12 protein-coding genes are annotated in these 14,539 nt (G+C 71.2%); 5 read left to right on the top strand and 7 right to left on the bottom strand.

What is annotated here, in order from left to right; translation table 11 throughout:
* Positions 1–98: 98 nt before the first annotated feature.
* Positions 99–644 (top strand): hypothetical protein, encoded by a 546-nt coding sequence (locus AB0K10_RS28350; RefSeq protein WP_363688452.1) that lies wholly within the window; start codon positions 99–101, stop codon positions 642–644.
* Positions 645–684: 40 nt separating this feature from the next.
* Complete coding sequence (locus AB0K10_RS28345; protein ID WP_363688450.1) at positions 685–1,644, top strand: hypothetical protein; 960 nt, start codon at positions 685–687, stop codon at positions 1,642–1,644.
* 147 nt (positions 1,645–1,791) lie between these two features.
* Here AB0K10_RS28345 and AB0K10_RS28340 read toward each other — a convergent pair whose 3' ends face one another.
* From AB0K10_RS28340 to AB0K10_RS28330, 3 genes are all read right to left on the bottom strand, one after another.
* Positions 1,792–4,800, bottom strand: coding sequence for a fibronectin type III domain-containing protein (locus AB0K10_RS28340; RefSeq protein ID WP_363688448.1), 3,009 nt, complete (start codon positions 4,798–4,800; stop codon positions 1,792–1,794).
* 143 nt (positions 4,801–4,943) lie between these two features.
* A complete protein-coding gene (locus AB0K10_RS28335) occupies positions 4,944–5,174 on the bottom strand; it encodes a DUF2188 domain-containing protein (RefSeq protein ID WP_358111871.1) in 231 nt (76 codons plus the stop codon).
* Positions 5,175–5,247: 73 nt separating this feature from the next.
* Positions 5,248–5,910, bottom strand: a complete 663-nt coding sequence (locus AB0K10_RS28330; RefSeq protein ID WP_363688654.1) for a M23 family metallopeptidase — start codon at positions 5,908–5,910, stop codon at positions 5,248–5,250.
* A 122-nt stretch (positions 5,911–6,032) separates the two neighbouring features.
* On the opposite strand from AB0K10_RS28330, the gene AB0K10_RS28325 reads away from it, so the two are divergent.
* A complete protein-coding gene (locus AB0K10_RS28325; RefSeq protein WP_363688446.1) occupies positions 6,033–6,725 on the top strand; it encodes a hypothetical protein in 693 nt (230 codons plus the stop codon).
* 13 nt (positions 6,726–6,738) lie between these two features.
* The gene (locus AB0K10_RS28320; RefSeq protein ID WP_363688444.1) at positions 6,739–7,305 is read left to right on the top strand and encodes a TetR/AcrR family transcriptional regulator; all 567 of its coding nucleotides are present in this window, start codon (positions 6,739–6,741) and stop codon (positions 7,303–7,305) included.
* Between the two features lie 63 nt (positions 7,306–7,368).
* On the opposite strand, the gene AB0K10_RS28315 is transcribed toward AB0K10_RS28320, so the two are convergent.
* The 4 genes from AB0K10_RS28315 to AB0K10_RS28300 all read right to left on the bottom strand — a co-directional run bounded on the left by AB0K10_RS28315 (position 7,369) and on the right by AB0K10_RS28300 (position 12,721).
* A complete protein-coding gene (locus tag AB0K10_RS28315) occupies positions 7,369–8,688 on the bottom strand; it encodes a hypothetical protein (protein ID WP_363688442.1) in 1,320 nt (439 codons plus the stop codon).
* A 13-nt stretch (positions 8,689–8,701) separates the two neighbouring features.
* Positions 8,702–10,228, bottom strand: coding sequence for an alkaline phosphatase D family protein (locus AB0K10_RS28310; RefSeq protein ID WP_363688440.1), 1,527 nt, complete (start codon positions 10,226–10,228; stop codon positions 8,702–8,704).
* A 118-nt stretch (positions 10,229–10,346) separates the two neighbouring features.
* Positions 10,347–11,336 (bottom strand): hypothetical protein, encoded by a 990-nt coding sequence (locus AB0K10_RS28305; RefSeq protein ID WP_363688438.1) that lies wholly within the window; start codon positions 11,334–11,336, stop codon positions 10,347–10,349.
* The gene (locus tag AB0K10_RS28300; RefSeq protein ID WP_363688436.1) at positions 11,333–12,721 is read right to left on the bottom strand and encodes an MFS transporter; all 1,389 of its coding nucleotides are present in this window, start codon (positions 12,719–12,721) and stop codon (positions 11,333–11,335) included. Before AB0K10_RS28300 ends, AB0K10_RS28305 begins: the two co-directional genes overlap by 4 nt.
* 221 nt (positions 12,722–12,942) lie before the next feature.
* On the opposite strand from AB0K10_RS28300, the gene AB0K10_RS28295 reads away from it, so the two are divergent.
* Complete coding sequence (locus tag AB0K10_RS28295; RefSeq protein ID WP_363688434.1) at positions 12,943–14,319, top strand: DNRLRE domain-containing protein; 1,377 nt, start codon at positions 12,943–12,945, stop codon at positions 14,317–14,319.
* Positions 14,320–14,539: the final 220 nt, after the last annotated feature.

Here is a 14,539-nt window from a genome sequence, read left to right as displayed (position 1 = left end):
GCTACGGGGAATTTTGAGGCTTTTGCCGGTTTCATAGGTTTATGCGCAGATACGCTTTGAACCGCATCTCATGGGCGATTCAGGACGAAGGAGACTCGATGCGCAGAAAACTTCTCGCGGGCGCGGTCGGCATTGCCGCCGCCCTCGCTCTCGCCGGGCCGGCCGTCGCGGACACCACCGGCGACACGATCGTGACCCTCACCGTCGACGCCGCAGGTGGTCTCTCGATCACGGTGCCGGCAACGGCGAACATCGGGCACGGTGTGGAGGGCTCGAGCATCTCCGGACAGCTCGGCCCGGTCACCGTGCTGGACCAGCGCGGATCGCTCACCCCCAACTGGACCGCCACCGTCGTCTCCACCGACTTCACCACCGGCGGCGGCACCTCCGGGGAGACGATCCCGAGCATCAACGTCCTGTACTGGTCGGGCCCCGCGACGGCCACCGCCGGCGGCGGCACCTTCACGCCGGGTCAACCCACTTCGGCCCAACAGGTGATCATCAACGTCCCCCGGACGGCAATGAGCCACAGCGGCGGAACGGGCAACAACTTCGCCACCTGGAACCCCACGCTGGTGGTGAACGTGCCGATCGGCACCGTGCAGGGTGTCTACACCGGGACGGTGACACATTCGGTGTTCTGAGCCGCTCGGCCGGCTGGCGCTGCTGGCCTCCGTCGCCCTCGTGGCGCTCGGGGTGTCGGCGGCGCCAGTCGTTGCCGCGCGGGGGCAGCAACACGAGCCCGCCGACGACGCCTCCATCAGCATCCGCATGCTGGACATCCCCGCGAGCCGGGTGCAGGACCCGCGCGCCCAGGTCTACATCGTGGACCACCTGACGCCGGGGATGACGATCAAGCGGCGGGTCGAGGTGCGGAACACCTCCGACGAGTCGCAGAAGATCGAGTTCTACTCCGGCGGCGCGTCGATCGAGAACAACGCCTTCACCGTGCCCGACGGGCGTACGGGCAACGAGCTCAGTGGTTGGATTCGACTGGAGACCGCTCGGATCGAGCTGGACCCGGGCGAACGGCAGCCGGTCGTGGTCGAGATCGCCGTACCGCGCAAGGCCTCCGAGGGCGAACGGTACGCGGCGATCTGGGCGCAGGTCACCAGCGCGAAGAAGGGCACCGGCAACGTCACCCAGATTCACCGGGTGGGCATCCGGGTCTACCTCGACATCGGCCCCGGCGGCGAGCCGCCGACGGACTTTCGCATCGACGGGCTCGCCGCCGAGCCCGGTCCCCGCGAGTTTCCCGTGGTCACCGCGCGGGTCACCAACACCGGTCGACGCGCGGTGGACATGACCGGGACCGTGACGTTGAGTAAGGCGGCGGTGCGGGCCGGTCCGTTCAAGGTGACCAACGGCGTGACGATCCTGCCCGGTGACACCGGTCAGGTCCGGGTCGAAGTCGACCAGGCCCTTCCCGCGGGGACCTGGGACGTGCGGGCTCAGCTCGCCAGCGGCACAGTGGAACGCACCGCGACCGGAACGATCGTCCTGCCCGTCGCGGCGCCGATGGCCGTCTCGACATCCGCCGGACCCGGCTGGCTGCCCTACGCGGGCGGCGGGATCGCCCTGCTGGCGCTGATCACCGCCGGCGGCTGGTACCTCGTGCGGCGACAGCGGACGCGACTGGCCTGAGAGCCCGCCCTGAAGGCGACTGCCCGGCCCTTCCTCCCGGAAGCGGCCGGGCAGTGGCGTTCCCCGGACCGTGGCTCGTGGCTGCGGCGTTTTCCGGGCCGTGGGGATTCCGGGCCGCGGCTCCTGGCTCCCGGCGACGGGTAGAACCTAGATGACCGAGTGCGTCACGACCGCCGTGTAGTCGCCGACCACCAGCCCGGGCGGGAGCGTCACCAGCAGCGTCGGGTTCCAGGTGGCGGAGTTCGGATCACCGGTCTGGCCGGACCACCCGGCGGCCGTGCGCGGCGTGTCCAGCACCGCGCCGGGCTGCGGGAGGAAGACTCCGTCGCCGGTCGTGGCGAGGGCCGCCCCGGAGGCGTACGTGACGTTGCTGTTCGGGATGGTCTCGCCACCCGAACCGGAGCCCGTGGTGAAGTTCGTGGTCGAGACGACGCTGACCCACCGTCCGGAGAAGGGACCGCGGTCGTCGGTCACGGTCACCGGGCCGAGCTGACCCGAGACGCCTGTCGCGTCCGAGGTGACGGTGCCGAGTGAGGTGATCGCCGGGACGCTGATGGAGAGCCCGCCGAGCGGGCTGATGACCAAATCGACCGGTTGGGTGGCCGACTCGTCGTACGAGTCGGTCACCCGCACGGTGAACGAGAACGTCCCGGACGCGGTGGGTGTGCCGGACAGCAGGCCGCTGACCGGGTCGAGGGTCAGCCCGGCGGGCAGGCTCCCGGCGCTTACCGACCAGGAGAAGGGGCTCGTTCCGCCGGCCTCCGTGAGCTGGTACTGGTACGGGACGTACGCCTTGCCCGGCGGGGGCGGCGCGAAGGTGAGCGTCGGTGGCGGGTTGACAGTCACCGACGCGGAGGGGGCCGACTGCCCGCCGGTGCCCGCGGCGTTGCTGGCGGCCACCCGGAAGGTGTACGTGGCGCCGCCGGTCAGCCCGGTGACGATCCGGGTCGTGGCGGTCCCGACGAAGGTCTGCGGCGTCTGCGCCACGCCGCCGAGGTACGGCGTCACTGTGTAGCCGGTGATCGGTGAACTTCCGTTGGCCGGGGCCGTCCAGCTCAGCGTGGCCGCGGTGGTCCCCGCGGTGGCCGAGGTGATCGTCGGAATGCCCGGCAACGTGTACGGGACGACCGCCGCCGAGGCCGGGCTGGCCGCGCCGGTGCCGTACGCGTTCACCGCCGCCACCCGGAAGGCGTACGAGGAGCCGGCGGTCAGCCCGGTCAGCGTGCGGCTGGTCGTGGAGGCGTCGAAGGAGAGGGTCGCCTGGGTGACGCCGTCCCGGATCGGGGTGATCAGGTACGTCGTGATCGGGCTTCCGTTGCTCGCCGGCGCGGTCCAGCTCACGGTGGCGCTGGTGCTGCCCGCGACCGCCGTGGGGGTGGCCGGCGTGCCGGGCGCGGACGCGTAGACGTAGCTGGCTGATCCCGCGGCGCCGCGGGTGACGACGCTGACCGTGACGGTGGCGGCGCTGGACCGGGCGGGCATGGAGGAGATGCCGAGGGTGCCGTCGGAATTCACTGTGAAGCAGCCGGCGGCCGGGCCGGACGTGCACGGCAGCAGCAGCACCGACGTACCGGCCTGCTGTTCGGCGGTCGTACCGATGGTGATCGCGGTCGCCGCGGCGAGGTCGCTTCCGCCGACGGTGACCGCGATGCCCCCGGCGATCGAGCTCTGCGCGGGGGCGACGGTCACGCCGCTGGGCGCGGTGGCCGGCGCGACGGGCGTGGTGACGGAGGAGTAGCCCGGGTTGGCGTCGATCGACGACGAGGTCGCCACCGTGGCCGTCTGGATCAGTGCGGGCGTCACGCCGGTACCGGTCACTGTCGCCACGACGGTGATCGGCGGCAGCGACGTTCCGCCGGGGAACGGGCCGTTGCTGTTGGTGCAGCTGATGGTCCGCCCGGCCGGCGCGGCGCAGACCCAGCCGGAGCCGAACGCGCCGCGCGGCACGACACCGGCGGGCACGGTCTGGGTGACCGAGATGGAGGCCGTCTCGGTGGCTCCGGCGTCGACCCCCGCGGTGATCGAGTAGGTGACGGGATCCCCGGGCTGCGGGGTGGGCCCGACCGAGCTGGTCTGCGACACGTTCAGGTCCGGCACCGGGTTGAAGGTGACCGCGCGGGCGTTGTCGACCTCGTGGAAGTCGGTGACCGAGCCGGTCGAGCCCACCCAGCCGAAGGCGAGTTGCCGGGGGAAGCCGCTGGCGTTCAGCCAGGTCGGTGACGGGTACAGGCCCGGCGAGACGACCGGGAGGCTGCCGGCCAGGGTCCGCGCCGATCCCCCGACCGGGGTGAACCGGACCCGGTACTCGCCTGCCGGCACGGTGATCCCGGTGTCTGTCGTGTACGGGGACGAGGTGGTGTTGACGACCACCTCGACAGGCACCACCGAGGCGGCGCGGGTGGTGGCGCGCAGCGTCAGCGCGGGCGACGAGGTGGTGGTCGCGGTGCTGTTGATGGCGCAGTACCCGACGCCGTTGCGTCCCGGTCCACGGATCACGACCTGGCCCGGCACCCGGGTGTTGGTGGTGGAGATGTACGGCGGATTCGTGCAGCCGGAACCCTGGTAGAGGCTGTTGCTGAAGTTGCCGAAGACGTCCAGCCCGACGCCCAGGTAGCCGTTGGACAGACCCACGGAGCCGCCGTTGAACGCCGCCGAGTAGCCGAGGGACCCGCCCGGTTGTCCGATGACCGCCGGGGACAGGGGGTTCGCCGGATCGACGGCTGCCAGCGCGAACGCCAGGCCGTCAGCTCCCGTGCTGATGCCGCCGTACTGGTAGGTGTTGAAGGAGACGTGCAGGCCCTGCGAAGTGGGCACGCTCACCGCGCCGAACACGCCGCCCTGCCGGGTGGCGGTGGCCGGGGTGAGGCGCAGCTTGCCCGCCCCCTGCGGGTCGGTGGACGTGGTGCAACTCAGCAGCGGGCCGCTTGTCGAGTTGCCGGCCGCGCTCAGGCAGGCGGCGTTGGTGGCAGTGGGGGTGGGAACGCCTGGCACCGTCACGGGGCCGATGCCGTTCGCGGTGTTGTTGTGAAACGGCTGGTCGAACAGAACCGAGCCGGCCGCCGAGGCGGACGGCGGTGCGAGCACGAGGGCTCCCGCGGTCACCACGACCACCAGAGCCGCGGCGGTGACCGGACGACGCCGCCCCCGAAACGTCATGTCCACTCCCAGCGTTCACTCCAGTCTCGAAATGGACTATATCCCTCTAAAACACCCATATGTCACTGCAACCAATAAACGAAAAAAGAGGGACCGACCTCCTCGGTCACCCCGAAGAGGTCGGTCCGCAGGTGGTGCGACGGTCAGCCCGCAATGTCCCGTGGGTCGCGGCTGCGCGGGTACGTGTTCTTCTCACCGATCGTGCCGTCCTGCTTCTTGATCACGTGCTCGACGCCCCGGTCGGCCGCCATCTCGCGACCCTGCGCCTGCGCGTCGGCCTTGGAGTCATGGGTGCTGCTGGCCCGGTCGTTGCCCTCCGGACGGTTCTTCCACTGCCCGTCTTCCTGGTACGTGTCGACGTCACCCTTGGCCATCGCCCGCTCCTCCCCTGCGTCTGGACTGTCACCAGTGCAGTGCCCCGAGTCGTGGTGGGCAAAACCGCGGTCCTCAGGAGACGGCCGGGCAGTTGTCGCTCACCCGTCGCAGGATCTGTTCGCGTTCGTCGGAGGTGATGCCCGACGGCGTACCGCCGAAATAGGTTTCCACCTTCTCCCAGCCGCGTCGCTGCTCGTAGTGCAGGTGCGGAGCCCCCGAGTCGCCGGTGCTGCCGAGCCGACCGATCTGCTCGCCCTGGGCGACCCTCTGACCGACCTCGACCAGCGGCGGTTCGAGCATGTGCAGGTACTGCGTCTCCCACTTGCCACCGTGATCGATCTTCACCCAGTAGCCGCCGCCGCGTCCGCGCGGGCCCTCCGGATTCTCCGGCGTACGACCACCCAGCGAACCGTTGATGCCCGCCACGGTGACCGTGCCGCCGAAGGACGCGAGCACGGGACGCCCCCACGCCTCGCCCTCGATGGGGAACAGGTCGACGTCGAAGTCGTCGTGACCGGGGTAGGTGCTGAGCTGCCACGTCTCCCCACAGGCGACAGGCATCTGGAAGAGCGGACGGGGACCCGCGGGCCGCAGCAACGGCACGACGACCACGGCGACGCCGACAACGGCCATCGCCGCGACGAGCGCGAGAAGGACGAGGAGTGCCGGGCGGCGGCGGATGCGGCGGTGGCTGCGGGCTCGGGAGGGGCTGCCGGTCGTCACCCGCCCGAGCATGGCAGACGCCGACAACGCCACGAGCACCTGCCGCCCACACGGGTGACATTGCAGTCGCATCGGAAAGGCGGTAGCGTGGGACGCAATGCAGTTGCATTGCAAAAGAGATCGAGGCGACGACGATGACCGACACGAGGCCGTCGACCAGAGCGACGGTGGGGCCGCTGGTGCGCCGGGCGGCCGTGGCCGAGGCCGCGATGTGGCGCAGCCTCTACCTGTGGGCGCGGCGCCGCCCCCTACCGCTGGCGCCCGGCGACGAGGCGTTCGGCTACCTCGGCGTGGTCAAGCCGATCCTCGGCATCTTCATCGGCCTGTCGGTCGTCGAGATCCCGATCTTCGACCTGATCGTCACCCACGTGGTGCCGTGGCGACCGGCCCGCTGGATCGTGCTCGGCCTCGGCATCTGGGGTCTGCTCTGGATGGTCGGCCTCTTCGCCAGCATGACCATCCATCCCCACGTCGTGGGTGACAGCGGTCTGCGGGTGCGGGTCAACTCGGGCATCGACATCTGGATCCCGTGGACCGACGTCGAGGCGCTACGCAAGCGCCACCGCTCACTGCCCTCCAGCAGGTCCGTCCAGGTGGAGCGGGAGGGTGACCGTACGGTCCTGCACCTCTCGGTCGGCAGTCAGACGAGCGTCGACGTCCTGCTGCGCCGCCCGACGACCTTCGACCTGCCGTCGGGCCGGTCCGCGCCGATGGACGAGCTGCGGCTGTACGCCGACGACCCCGACGGCCTACTGCGCAGCGCCCGGGGCGACACCGCCCGCAGCGAGGGCCGCACGTCGGCGGGGTCTGCCGACCGCGCACTGTGAAACGATCGAGGTCATGCCCAAGAAGGTCGATCACCAGCAGCGACGCACCCTCATCGCGGACGCGTTGATGCGGGTCGCCGCGGACCAGGGCCTGGAGGCGGTCAGCCTCCGCCACGTGGCAGGCGCGGCGGGCGTGTCCGCCGGGATGGTCCAGCACTACTTCCGCACCAAGGACGAGATGATGGCGTTCGCGCTGAGCGTGGTCCGCGAGCGCAGCCAGATCCGGGTCACCGACGCGGTGACGGGACTGGGCGAGAACCCCTCCCCCCGGCTGCTGCTGCGCACGATGATCATCGCGCTCCTGCCTCTTGACGAGCACACCCGCGACGACGGTCGGGTCGCGCTCGCCTTCCTCGCCTACACGGCGGTACGACCATCGGCCGCGCCCAGCCTGCGCGAGGACACCACGCAGCTCACCGGGTTCATCGCCAGCCTGCTGCCGGACGACCGGGGCGACGCCGCCGCCACGGGACTACTCGCGCTGATGGAGGGACTGGGCGTCTACCTGCTCGGTGGCCAGTACACCGCCGAGCAGGCGTTGGCAGCCCTGGACGCCCACCTCGACCTGCTCTTCGGCTGACGCCACACGGCTTACGGGCCGCGCCTCGACGTTCAGACGCGGCCCGTGCACCCTCTCCTCGGTTCAGCGCGCCGGTACGGTGGCCGCCCGTTCCTTGCGCCGGCGCAGTTCGTCGGCGGTCATCAGCCAGGTGGAGTTCGTCGCCCCGAGGCCGAGGAGCACCTGGTCGAAGAGGTTGCCGTCGCTGTCGTCGGTGTAGCAGAGGCTCACCTCGCCCCACGGGGACGCCGCGACGGCGAGCTGTTCCTGCCGACCGGTGGTGGTCTGGCTCAGCGCCTGGGCCGGAAGCCGACCGCTGGAGGTGCCGTCCGGGTTGAGGCCGCGTGCCCAGACGTCCGGGTTGGCGCCGGACACCGTCCAGCCCACCACCACGTTGTCCTCGTCGTCGATGCCGACCCCGGGCGCGACGGCCCCGGTCCCGCTGGACACCTGGACCTCGCCGTGCCGAGCGACGCCGTCGGCGGTGAACGAGCGCGCCCACACGCCCCGGGTGCCGGTGTGGTCCGACTCCCAACCGACGGTGAAGTCACCGGCGAAGGTCGTCGCGACCGACGCCCGCTGCTGCTGCCCGCCGCTCTGCGCGTTGGCCGTACGCCGGGACAGCACCACAGCGCCGGTGGACCGGGCCAGCCGGGTCAGACCGATGTTGTACGAGCCGTTGGCATCGGCGTCCTCGTCCCAGACCACCAGCGCCTCGCCGGAGGCGGACACCGCCACGTCGGGCCGGTGGTGCGAGCCGGTCGTCTGCGAGGCCGTCACCTCGTACCCCTTGGTGGTGGGGGCGGTGAAGCCGGCGGCCTTGACGGTGGCCGGAGCGGCCCCCTGCACGTCCTCCCAGACGGCGGTGAAGCCGACGGCGGCGGTGGTGGGCGCGCCGTCGGGGTCGACCGCCACCTTCGGCCAGATCTGCTGCCCTGCGTCGCTGGTGTTGGCCTGCCCCGAGCCGAGGATCGCGCCGGTCGGCGACACCACGCGGTACTGGATGTTGTAGACGCCGTTGCCGTCGCCGTCGGCGGCCCAGACGACCACGGCGTTGCCCCGGTCGTCGAGCCCCACGTCGGGGCTGATGTGCCGCCAGGCGGCTCCGCTGGTACCGCCGGTCGAGAGCTTCAGCTCGTAGCCGGGTGTGCCGTCGCGGAACAGGCGCAGGTAGATCTCGCTGTGGGTGTCGTCCTCGGGCACGGTGCTGTCCCGGTCGTCCTCCCAGGCCACCGCGACCTGACCGTTGCGGTTCATGGCGATGGCGGGCAGGTCCTGGTCGCCGGCCGCCACGCTGTTGGCGGCCATCCAGGTGACCGCCTCGGCGGTCATGGCGGTCGGTGCCGGCGCCACGACTGTCGGAGCCAGCAGGGACGCGGCGAGCAGTGTCGTGAGTGCGGTCATGGGGGTGCTCCTTCTACCCGGCCTGCAGGCCGGGCTGGCCGTCGAGGATGACGAACGAGCGCACCGTCGATGCGGGCGCGTCGTGCTCGGTCACCGTGTTGACCGCGCGGAAGTCCGCGCGGACCTGGCTGCGACCGATCGTGGTACGGACGTAGCCGCGCCGGTCGGAGTAGAACTTCAGATGCGGGTTGGTGGCCGCGTTCGGGATGGTGGTGCTGCCGGTGCCGTTGCCGGTCGAGGTGATCGAGGTGCAGACCAGCTCGGTGCCGATCGTGGCGGACGACGGGTTGGCGTAGTCGGCCTTCAGCTCGTTGGCCCACGACCTGTGCACGTCCCCGGTGAGCACGAGCGGGTTGCGTACCCCACGCTGCTGCCAGCCGTTCTGGACGCGGCTGCGCGACGCCCGGTAGCCGTCCCAGGCGTCCATGCTCGCCGCCCCGCTCGCCTCGTACTGGCGGGCGAAGAACACCTGCTGACCGAGGATGTCCCAGGTGCCGTAGTGCTGGGCCAGACCGTCCAGCAGCCACGCCTCCTGGGTCGCGCCGGTCAGCGACCGGGAGGCCAGGTCCGCGTCCGCGCAGACCTTCCAGCCGTCACCGCACGCCTGGTCGTCGCGGAACTGCCGGGTGTCGAGCATGTGGAACGTGGCGAGCTGCCCCCACCGGACGCGGCGGTACAGCGGGATGCTGTTGCCGTTCGGCGCGGAGGCCGGCCGCAGCGGCATGTTCTCGTAGTAGGCCCGGTACGCGGCGGTGCGTCGGGCGGTCCACTGGGCCGCGGTCAGCGTCGGGCTGCTGTCGGCGCGGACCATGTTGGCGTAGTTGTTCTCCACCTCGTGGTCGTCCGGCACGACCAACCAGGGTGCGGCCGCGTGCGCCGCCTGCAGGTCCGGATCGGACTTGTAGAGGGCGTACCGGCGGCGGTAGTCGGCCAGGGACACGATCTCGTTACCCACGTGCTGGCGCACGGCGGAGGTGTTGACGCCGCCCTCGTAGATGTAGTCGCCGAGGTGCAGGATCAGCCCGGGGTTCTCCTCGGCCATCCGCCGGTACGCCGTGTAGTAGCCGGCCTCGTAGTTGGCGCAGGACGCGAAGGCCATGACCAGGTCGCGGCCGAAGGTGCCCGGGGCCGGAGTGGTCCGGGTGCGTCCCACCGGAGAGATCTGTCCCTGCGCCCGGAACCGGTAGTAGTAGTCGGAGTCGGCGGCGAGGCCGCCCGCGACGACGTGCACCGAGTGGGCGTCGGCGTAGCGGGCGGCCACCGAGCCGGACGCGACAAGCGACGAGAAGCGGTCGGTCGTGGACACCTGCCACTCGACAGTCACGTCGGCGTTGGCCATGCCGCCCTGCCCGTCGGCGTTCAGCGGCGAGGGTGCCAGCCGCGTCCACAGGACCACGCTGTCGGACGCCGGATCACCGGACGCCACGCCGAGTTTGAAGGGGTACGGCACGGCGGCGCGGGCACCCTGCCAGGGTGCCATCGCGGCACCGGCGGCAGTGAGTCCACTGAGGACGAAAATGCGGCGGCTCAGCCTTGTCATGGTCCGTACCTTCGGGGCCGTCGATGAACGGCAGACGCTGCGGCGCGGAAGCCGACATGACGGGACGTTGACCGCCGCAAGGCGGTCAGGTGTACCGGTCGCCGGGGCGGCGGACCCGTCAGGTCAGCGGCGACGGCGACTCGGCGCCAGGGATCAGCAGTTTCGGCGTACCGGACCCGTCGGCGGGGACGCTGAAGACGTCGGGCCGACCGTCGCTCTGGCGCAGCGTGTAGGCCAGCGTGGCGTCGTCGAGCCAGGCGGCCTGGTCGTCGACGCTCGTGGTCTCCGCCGTCGCGGTGACCCGCCCGGATGCCAGGTCGAGGACCGACAGTCGCCAGCCCCTCGTCGGGTCGGCGTCGATCGCCTCCTTGAAGGCGATCCGGGTGCCGTCGGGTGACAGCGACGGGCATTCCACGTTCGTCCGCATCGTCTCGACGGTCCGGGCGGCCACGTCGCCGCGCACGAGGTAACGCCGGCCGCCGGTGGCCATGGTCGCGTAGAAGGCGTTGTCGTCGGCGGTGAAGGTGACGCCCCAGTAGTTGACGTCGGGGCTGCGGTAGCCGCGCCCGTCGCGCGTGATGGCGAACTCCTCCAGCGACGAGACGGTGGCGCCGGTGACGGTGTCGAGGATCCCGGTGCGGGTGGAGAAGCCGCTCGCCGTGTAGGAGTCGCCGCCGACGAACGTCGTCCAGGAGACCATCCGGCCGGAGGCCGACACCCGGGCCCGGTTGGGCAGCCCGGGCACGCTGAGGGACCGCTTCTGGCGCAGGGCCGCGTCGAGCACCACGACCCGGTACGACCACGCGGTCTCCGGCTTCAGGCAGACACCGGTGCCGCCGGCGGCGTACACCCGCAGGCATTCCAGACCCGAGACGGTACGCGGCCCGGCGGGATCGGCGGTCGCGACGCTGGAGACGTACCGGTCGGTGATGGCCAGCAGGCGCGGGCCCGGCGCGAGTGTGACCGCCTGGTCCCCCGCGGCGGCGGCCGGCGGCGGCGTCCGGGTCGGCTCGGCGGCGATGGCCGCGTAGCCGGCCGCCACGCTTGCCAACAGCACCGCGCTGGCGGCCACCACGCCGAGCTTCGCCCGGGTCGACAACGCGGTCATGGGGACACCTTCCGGGGAAGCGGGCGGGACGGGACGGCGAGCAGGAGCACTGTCACGACGAGGACGCCGACGACGGCCACGGCCGCCGCCCGGACCGCCGTCTGCGGCCCCCACGCCTGCCAGGCCAGACCGAACAGGATCGACGAGACGAGGTACGCCAGCGCCTGCCCGGTCTGGACCAGCGCGATCCCGGTGGTCCGCAACCGTGGTGGCAGCACCGGTCCGGCGAGCGCGATGAGCACACCGTCGGTGGCCGCGTAGAACGCGCCGTACAGCACCAGCGTCAGCGCGAGCGCCGGCCAGCCGTGCACCGGGCCGGACAGCAGCAGGTAGGTCACGCCGAGGGCCACGTAGCCGCCGACCACCACAGGTAGCCGCCCGATCCGGTCGGCGAGCACACCGAGGGGCGCGGCGAGCACCAGGTAGGCCAGGCTGGTGCCCACCGCCAGCAGGGGGAACCACCGCAGACCGAGGTCCTCCCGGCGTTGCAGCACCAGATAGACGAACCCGTCGCCGATGGTGGCCAGTCCGAGCATCGTCGCGGCCGCCAGCAGCCGACGGACGGGCCGGCTGCGCAACAGGCCGAACGCCTCGCGGACGGAGACCCGGGGATCGTCCGGCCCTGCGGTCGGGTCGGTGGCCGGCCCGGTGGTCCGTGCGGCGGCCGGGTCGACTGTCGGGTCGGTGGCCGGCCCGGCGGTCGATTCGGCGGCCGGGTCGACTGTCGGGTCGGTGGCCGGCCCGGCGGTCGGCTGCTCGCGGACGAACAGCACGAGCACGACGACGGCCAGGACGGCGACGCAGAAGCTGGTGACGAACACCGCGTCGTACGACTGCCCGACGACGAGCAGGACGGCGAACGCGGCGAGCGGGCCGAGGAACGCGCCGACGCTGTCCATGGCCCGGTGCACCCCGAACGCCCGCCCCAGGGCTTCCGGCGGGCTGGAGAGCGTGATGAGCGCGTCGCGGGGCGCGCTGCGGACACCCTTGCCGAGCCGGTCGACGGCGATGACCGCGCCGATCGCGGGCACCGACCGGCCGGCCAGCAGCAGGCCGAGCTTGGCGACGGCCGAGAGCGCGTAACCGACGCCGGCGACCAGTTTGCGCCGCCGGAACCGGTCGGCGACGAAGCCCCCGACGACCCGCAGCAGCGCGGTGGCGCCGGTGTGCACCCCGTCGAGCACGCCGAAGGCCACCGGGCTGAGTTGCAGGCCCAGCACCAGGTAGAGCGGCAGGACGGCGGCCACCATCTCGGCCGAGATGTCGGTGATCAGGCTGACCGTGCCGAGCGCGAGCACGTTGCCGCTGACCAGCGCCAGCCGTCGGCGTCGCGGCCCGGCGTCGGGTGGGTCGGCGGTCGGCCGGGAGACGGTCGACAGGTACACGCGCATCTCCTCTGCGTCGGTGGCGACGGTCAGCCATCGTGACGAGCCGATCGGGAGGCCACAAGGGACCTCGGGGGACGTCAAGGCATGCGGTGGGTGAACATCGGACAAATATCGAACTGTTTCGCTGCCTGAGCGTACTGTTCACCTGGCGGCATTCCGCCGGTTCATCGACCTTCCGACATTCCTTGCGCTTTCCACCCGCAACGAAGGGGTCCTGGATGGACATTCGAATCGCCCGCCCACCGGTCACGATCGGGACGGTCGCGGTGCTCGTCGCCGCCACCGCCGCCGTCGTCCTGACCGGCTCGGGCGCGGCCTCCGCGGCGAGCGTGACGTTCACGCCTGTCGCCGACACCTACGTCCAGAGCGACACGGCGTCCACCAACTACGGCACGTCCACGCAGGTCGTGGTCGACAACTCACCAGCGCGGCGGATGTTCCTGCGTTTCACGGTGAGCGGCGTCAGCGGCACTGTGACAAGCGCCAAGCTTCGGCTGCGCACGATCAGCGGCAACAACGGCAGCGACGCCGGTGGCACATTCCGGAAGATGTCCAACACGACCTGGTCGGAGACCGCCACCACCTGGAACAACCAGCCGACGATCGACGGCACCACCCTCGGGTCGCTGGGCGCGGTCGCCGGCAACACCTGGTACGAGGTCGACGTCACCTCCGCCGTCACCGGCAACGGGACGTACAGCTTCGGCGCGACCTCCACCAGCGGCGACGGCGCCTACTACGACACGCGGGAGAGCGGAGGCGACGCCCCGCAGCTGGTGGTCACGACCGGCACCACGACACCGCCGTCGGGCGATCCGGTCCTCGTCGGCGCCGGTGACATCGCCACCTCCGGCTCCGGTGACACCGCCACCGCCGCGCTGCTCGACGGCATCTCCGGCACCGTCTTCACCACCGGCGACAACGTGTACGACAGCGGCACCGCTTCGCAGTTCGCCAGCTACTACGAGCCCACCTGGGGCCGACACAAGGCGCGTACCCGACCGTCACCGGGCAACCACGACTACAACACGTCCGGCGCCACCGGCTACTACACCTACTTCGGCACGTCCGCCGGCCCGAGCGGTCGCGGGTACTACTCCTACGACCTCGGCAACTGGCACATCGTGTCGCTGAACTCCAACGTCAGCATGTCGGCCGGGTCGACGCAGGAGCAGTGGCTGCGGGCGGACCTGGCGGCCAGCGGTAGACCCTGCACGCTTGCGTACTGGCACCACCCGCTGTTCACGTCCAGCTCCGACCACGCGCCGTCGACGTCGACGCGCCCGCTGTATCAGGCGCTCTACGACTACAACGCCGACGTCGTGGTCTGGGGCCACAACCACGTGTACGAGCGGTTCGGCCCGATGAACCCCGCCGGCGGGTACGACGCCAGCCGGGGGATGCGCAGCTTCGTGGCCGGCATGGGTGGCGCCGACCACTACGGCTTCGGCACCATCCAGCCCAACAGCGAGGCCCGCAACAGCTCGGCTTTCGGGGTCCTGAAGTTCACCCTGCACTCCGGCAGCTACGACTGGCAGTTCGTGCCGGTCGCCGGGCAGACCTACAACGACAGCGGCACCGTCGCCTGCCACTGACCGCGTGATCCCGCCGCACCGATAGCGGTGCGGCGGGATCATCCTCGCAGCGGCGCGCGCAACACCCCAGCACCCGCGCAACACGGGTGCTGACCAACCAGATCTTGGACAGTCTCCGTTCTCTCGGCGGGCTCAACTGGTGGTTGCAACACTCAGGAGCTGGGTCATCTTCTCACCTGGGGTGGCCCAGCCCAGGGTCATACGGGGGCGGTCGTTGAGT

Source organism: Micromonospora sp. NPDC049274, assembly GCF_040678875.1.
GTDB lineage: Bacteria > Actinomycetota > Actinomycetes > Mycobacteriales > Micromonosporaceae > Micromonospora.
This window is presented reverse-complemented; position numbering and strand designations above follow the sequence as displayed.

Bases quoted from the DNA above. Each gene is read 5' to 3' on its own strand.
- AB0K10_RS28350 (WP_363688452.1), top strand. From the start codon at position 99: ATGCGCAGAAAACTTCTCGCGGGCGCGGTCGGCATTGCCGCCGCCCTC.
- AB0K10_RS28340 (WP_363688448.1), bottom strand. From the start codon at position 4,800: ATGACGTTTCGGGGGCGGCGTCGTCCGGTCACCGCCGCGGCTCTGGTG.
- AB0K10_RS28335 (WP_358111871.1), bottom strand. From the start codon at position 5,174: ATGGCCAAGGGTGACGTCGACACGTACCAGGAAGACGGGCAGTGGAAG.
- AB0K10_RS28330 (WP_363688654.1), bottom strand. From the start codon at position 5,910: ATGCTCGGGCGGGTGACGACCGGCAGCCCCTCCCGAGCCCGCAGCCAC.
- AB0K10_RS28325 (WP_363688446.1), top strand. From the start codon at position 6,033: ATGACCGACACGAGGCCGTCGACCAGAGCGACGGTGGGGCCGCTGGTG.
- AB0K10_RS28320 (WP_363688444.1), top strand. From the start codon at position 6,739: ATGCCCAAGAAGGTCGATCACCAGCAGCGACGCACCCTCATCGCGGAC.
- AB0K10_RS28315 (WP_363688442.1), bottom strand. From the start codon at position 8,688: ATGACCGCACTCACGACACTGCTCGCCGCGTCCCTGCTGGCTCCGACA.
- AB0K10_RS28310 (WP_363688440.1), bottom strand. From the start codon at position 10,228: ATGACAAGGCTGAGCCGCCGCATTTTCGTCCTCAGTGGACTCACTGCC.
- AB0K10_RS28305 (WP_363688438.1), bottom strand. From the start codon at position 11,336: ATGACCGCGTTGTCGACCCGGGCGAAGCTCGGCGTGGTGGCCGCCAGC.
- AB0K10_RS28295 (WP_363688434.1), top strand. From the start codon at position 12,943: ATGGACATTCGAATCGCCCGCCCACCGGTCACGATCGGGACGGTCGCG.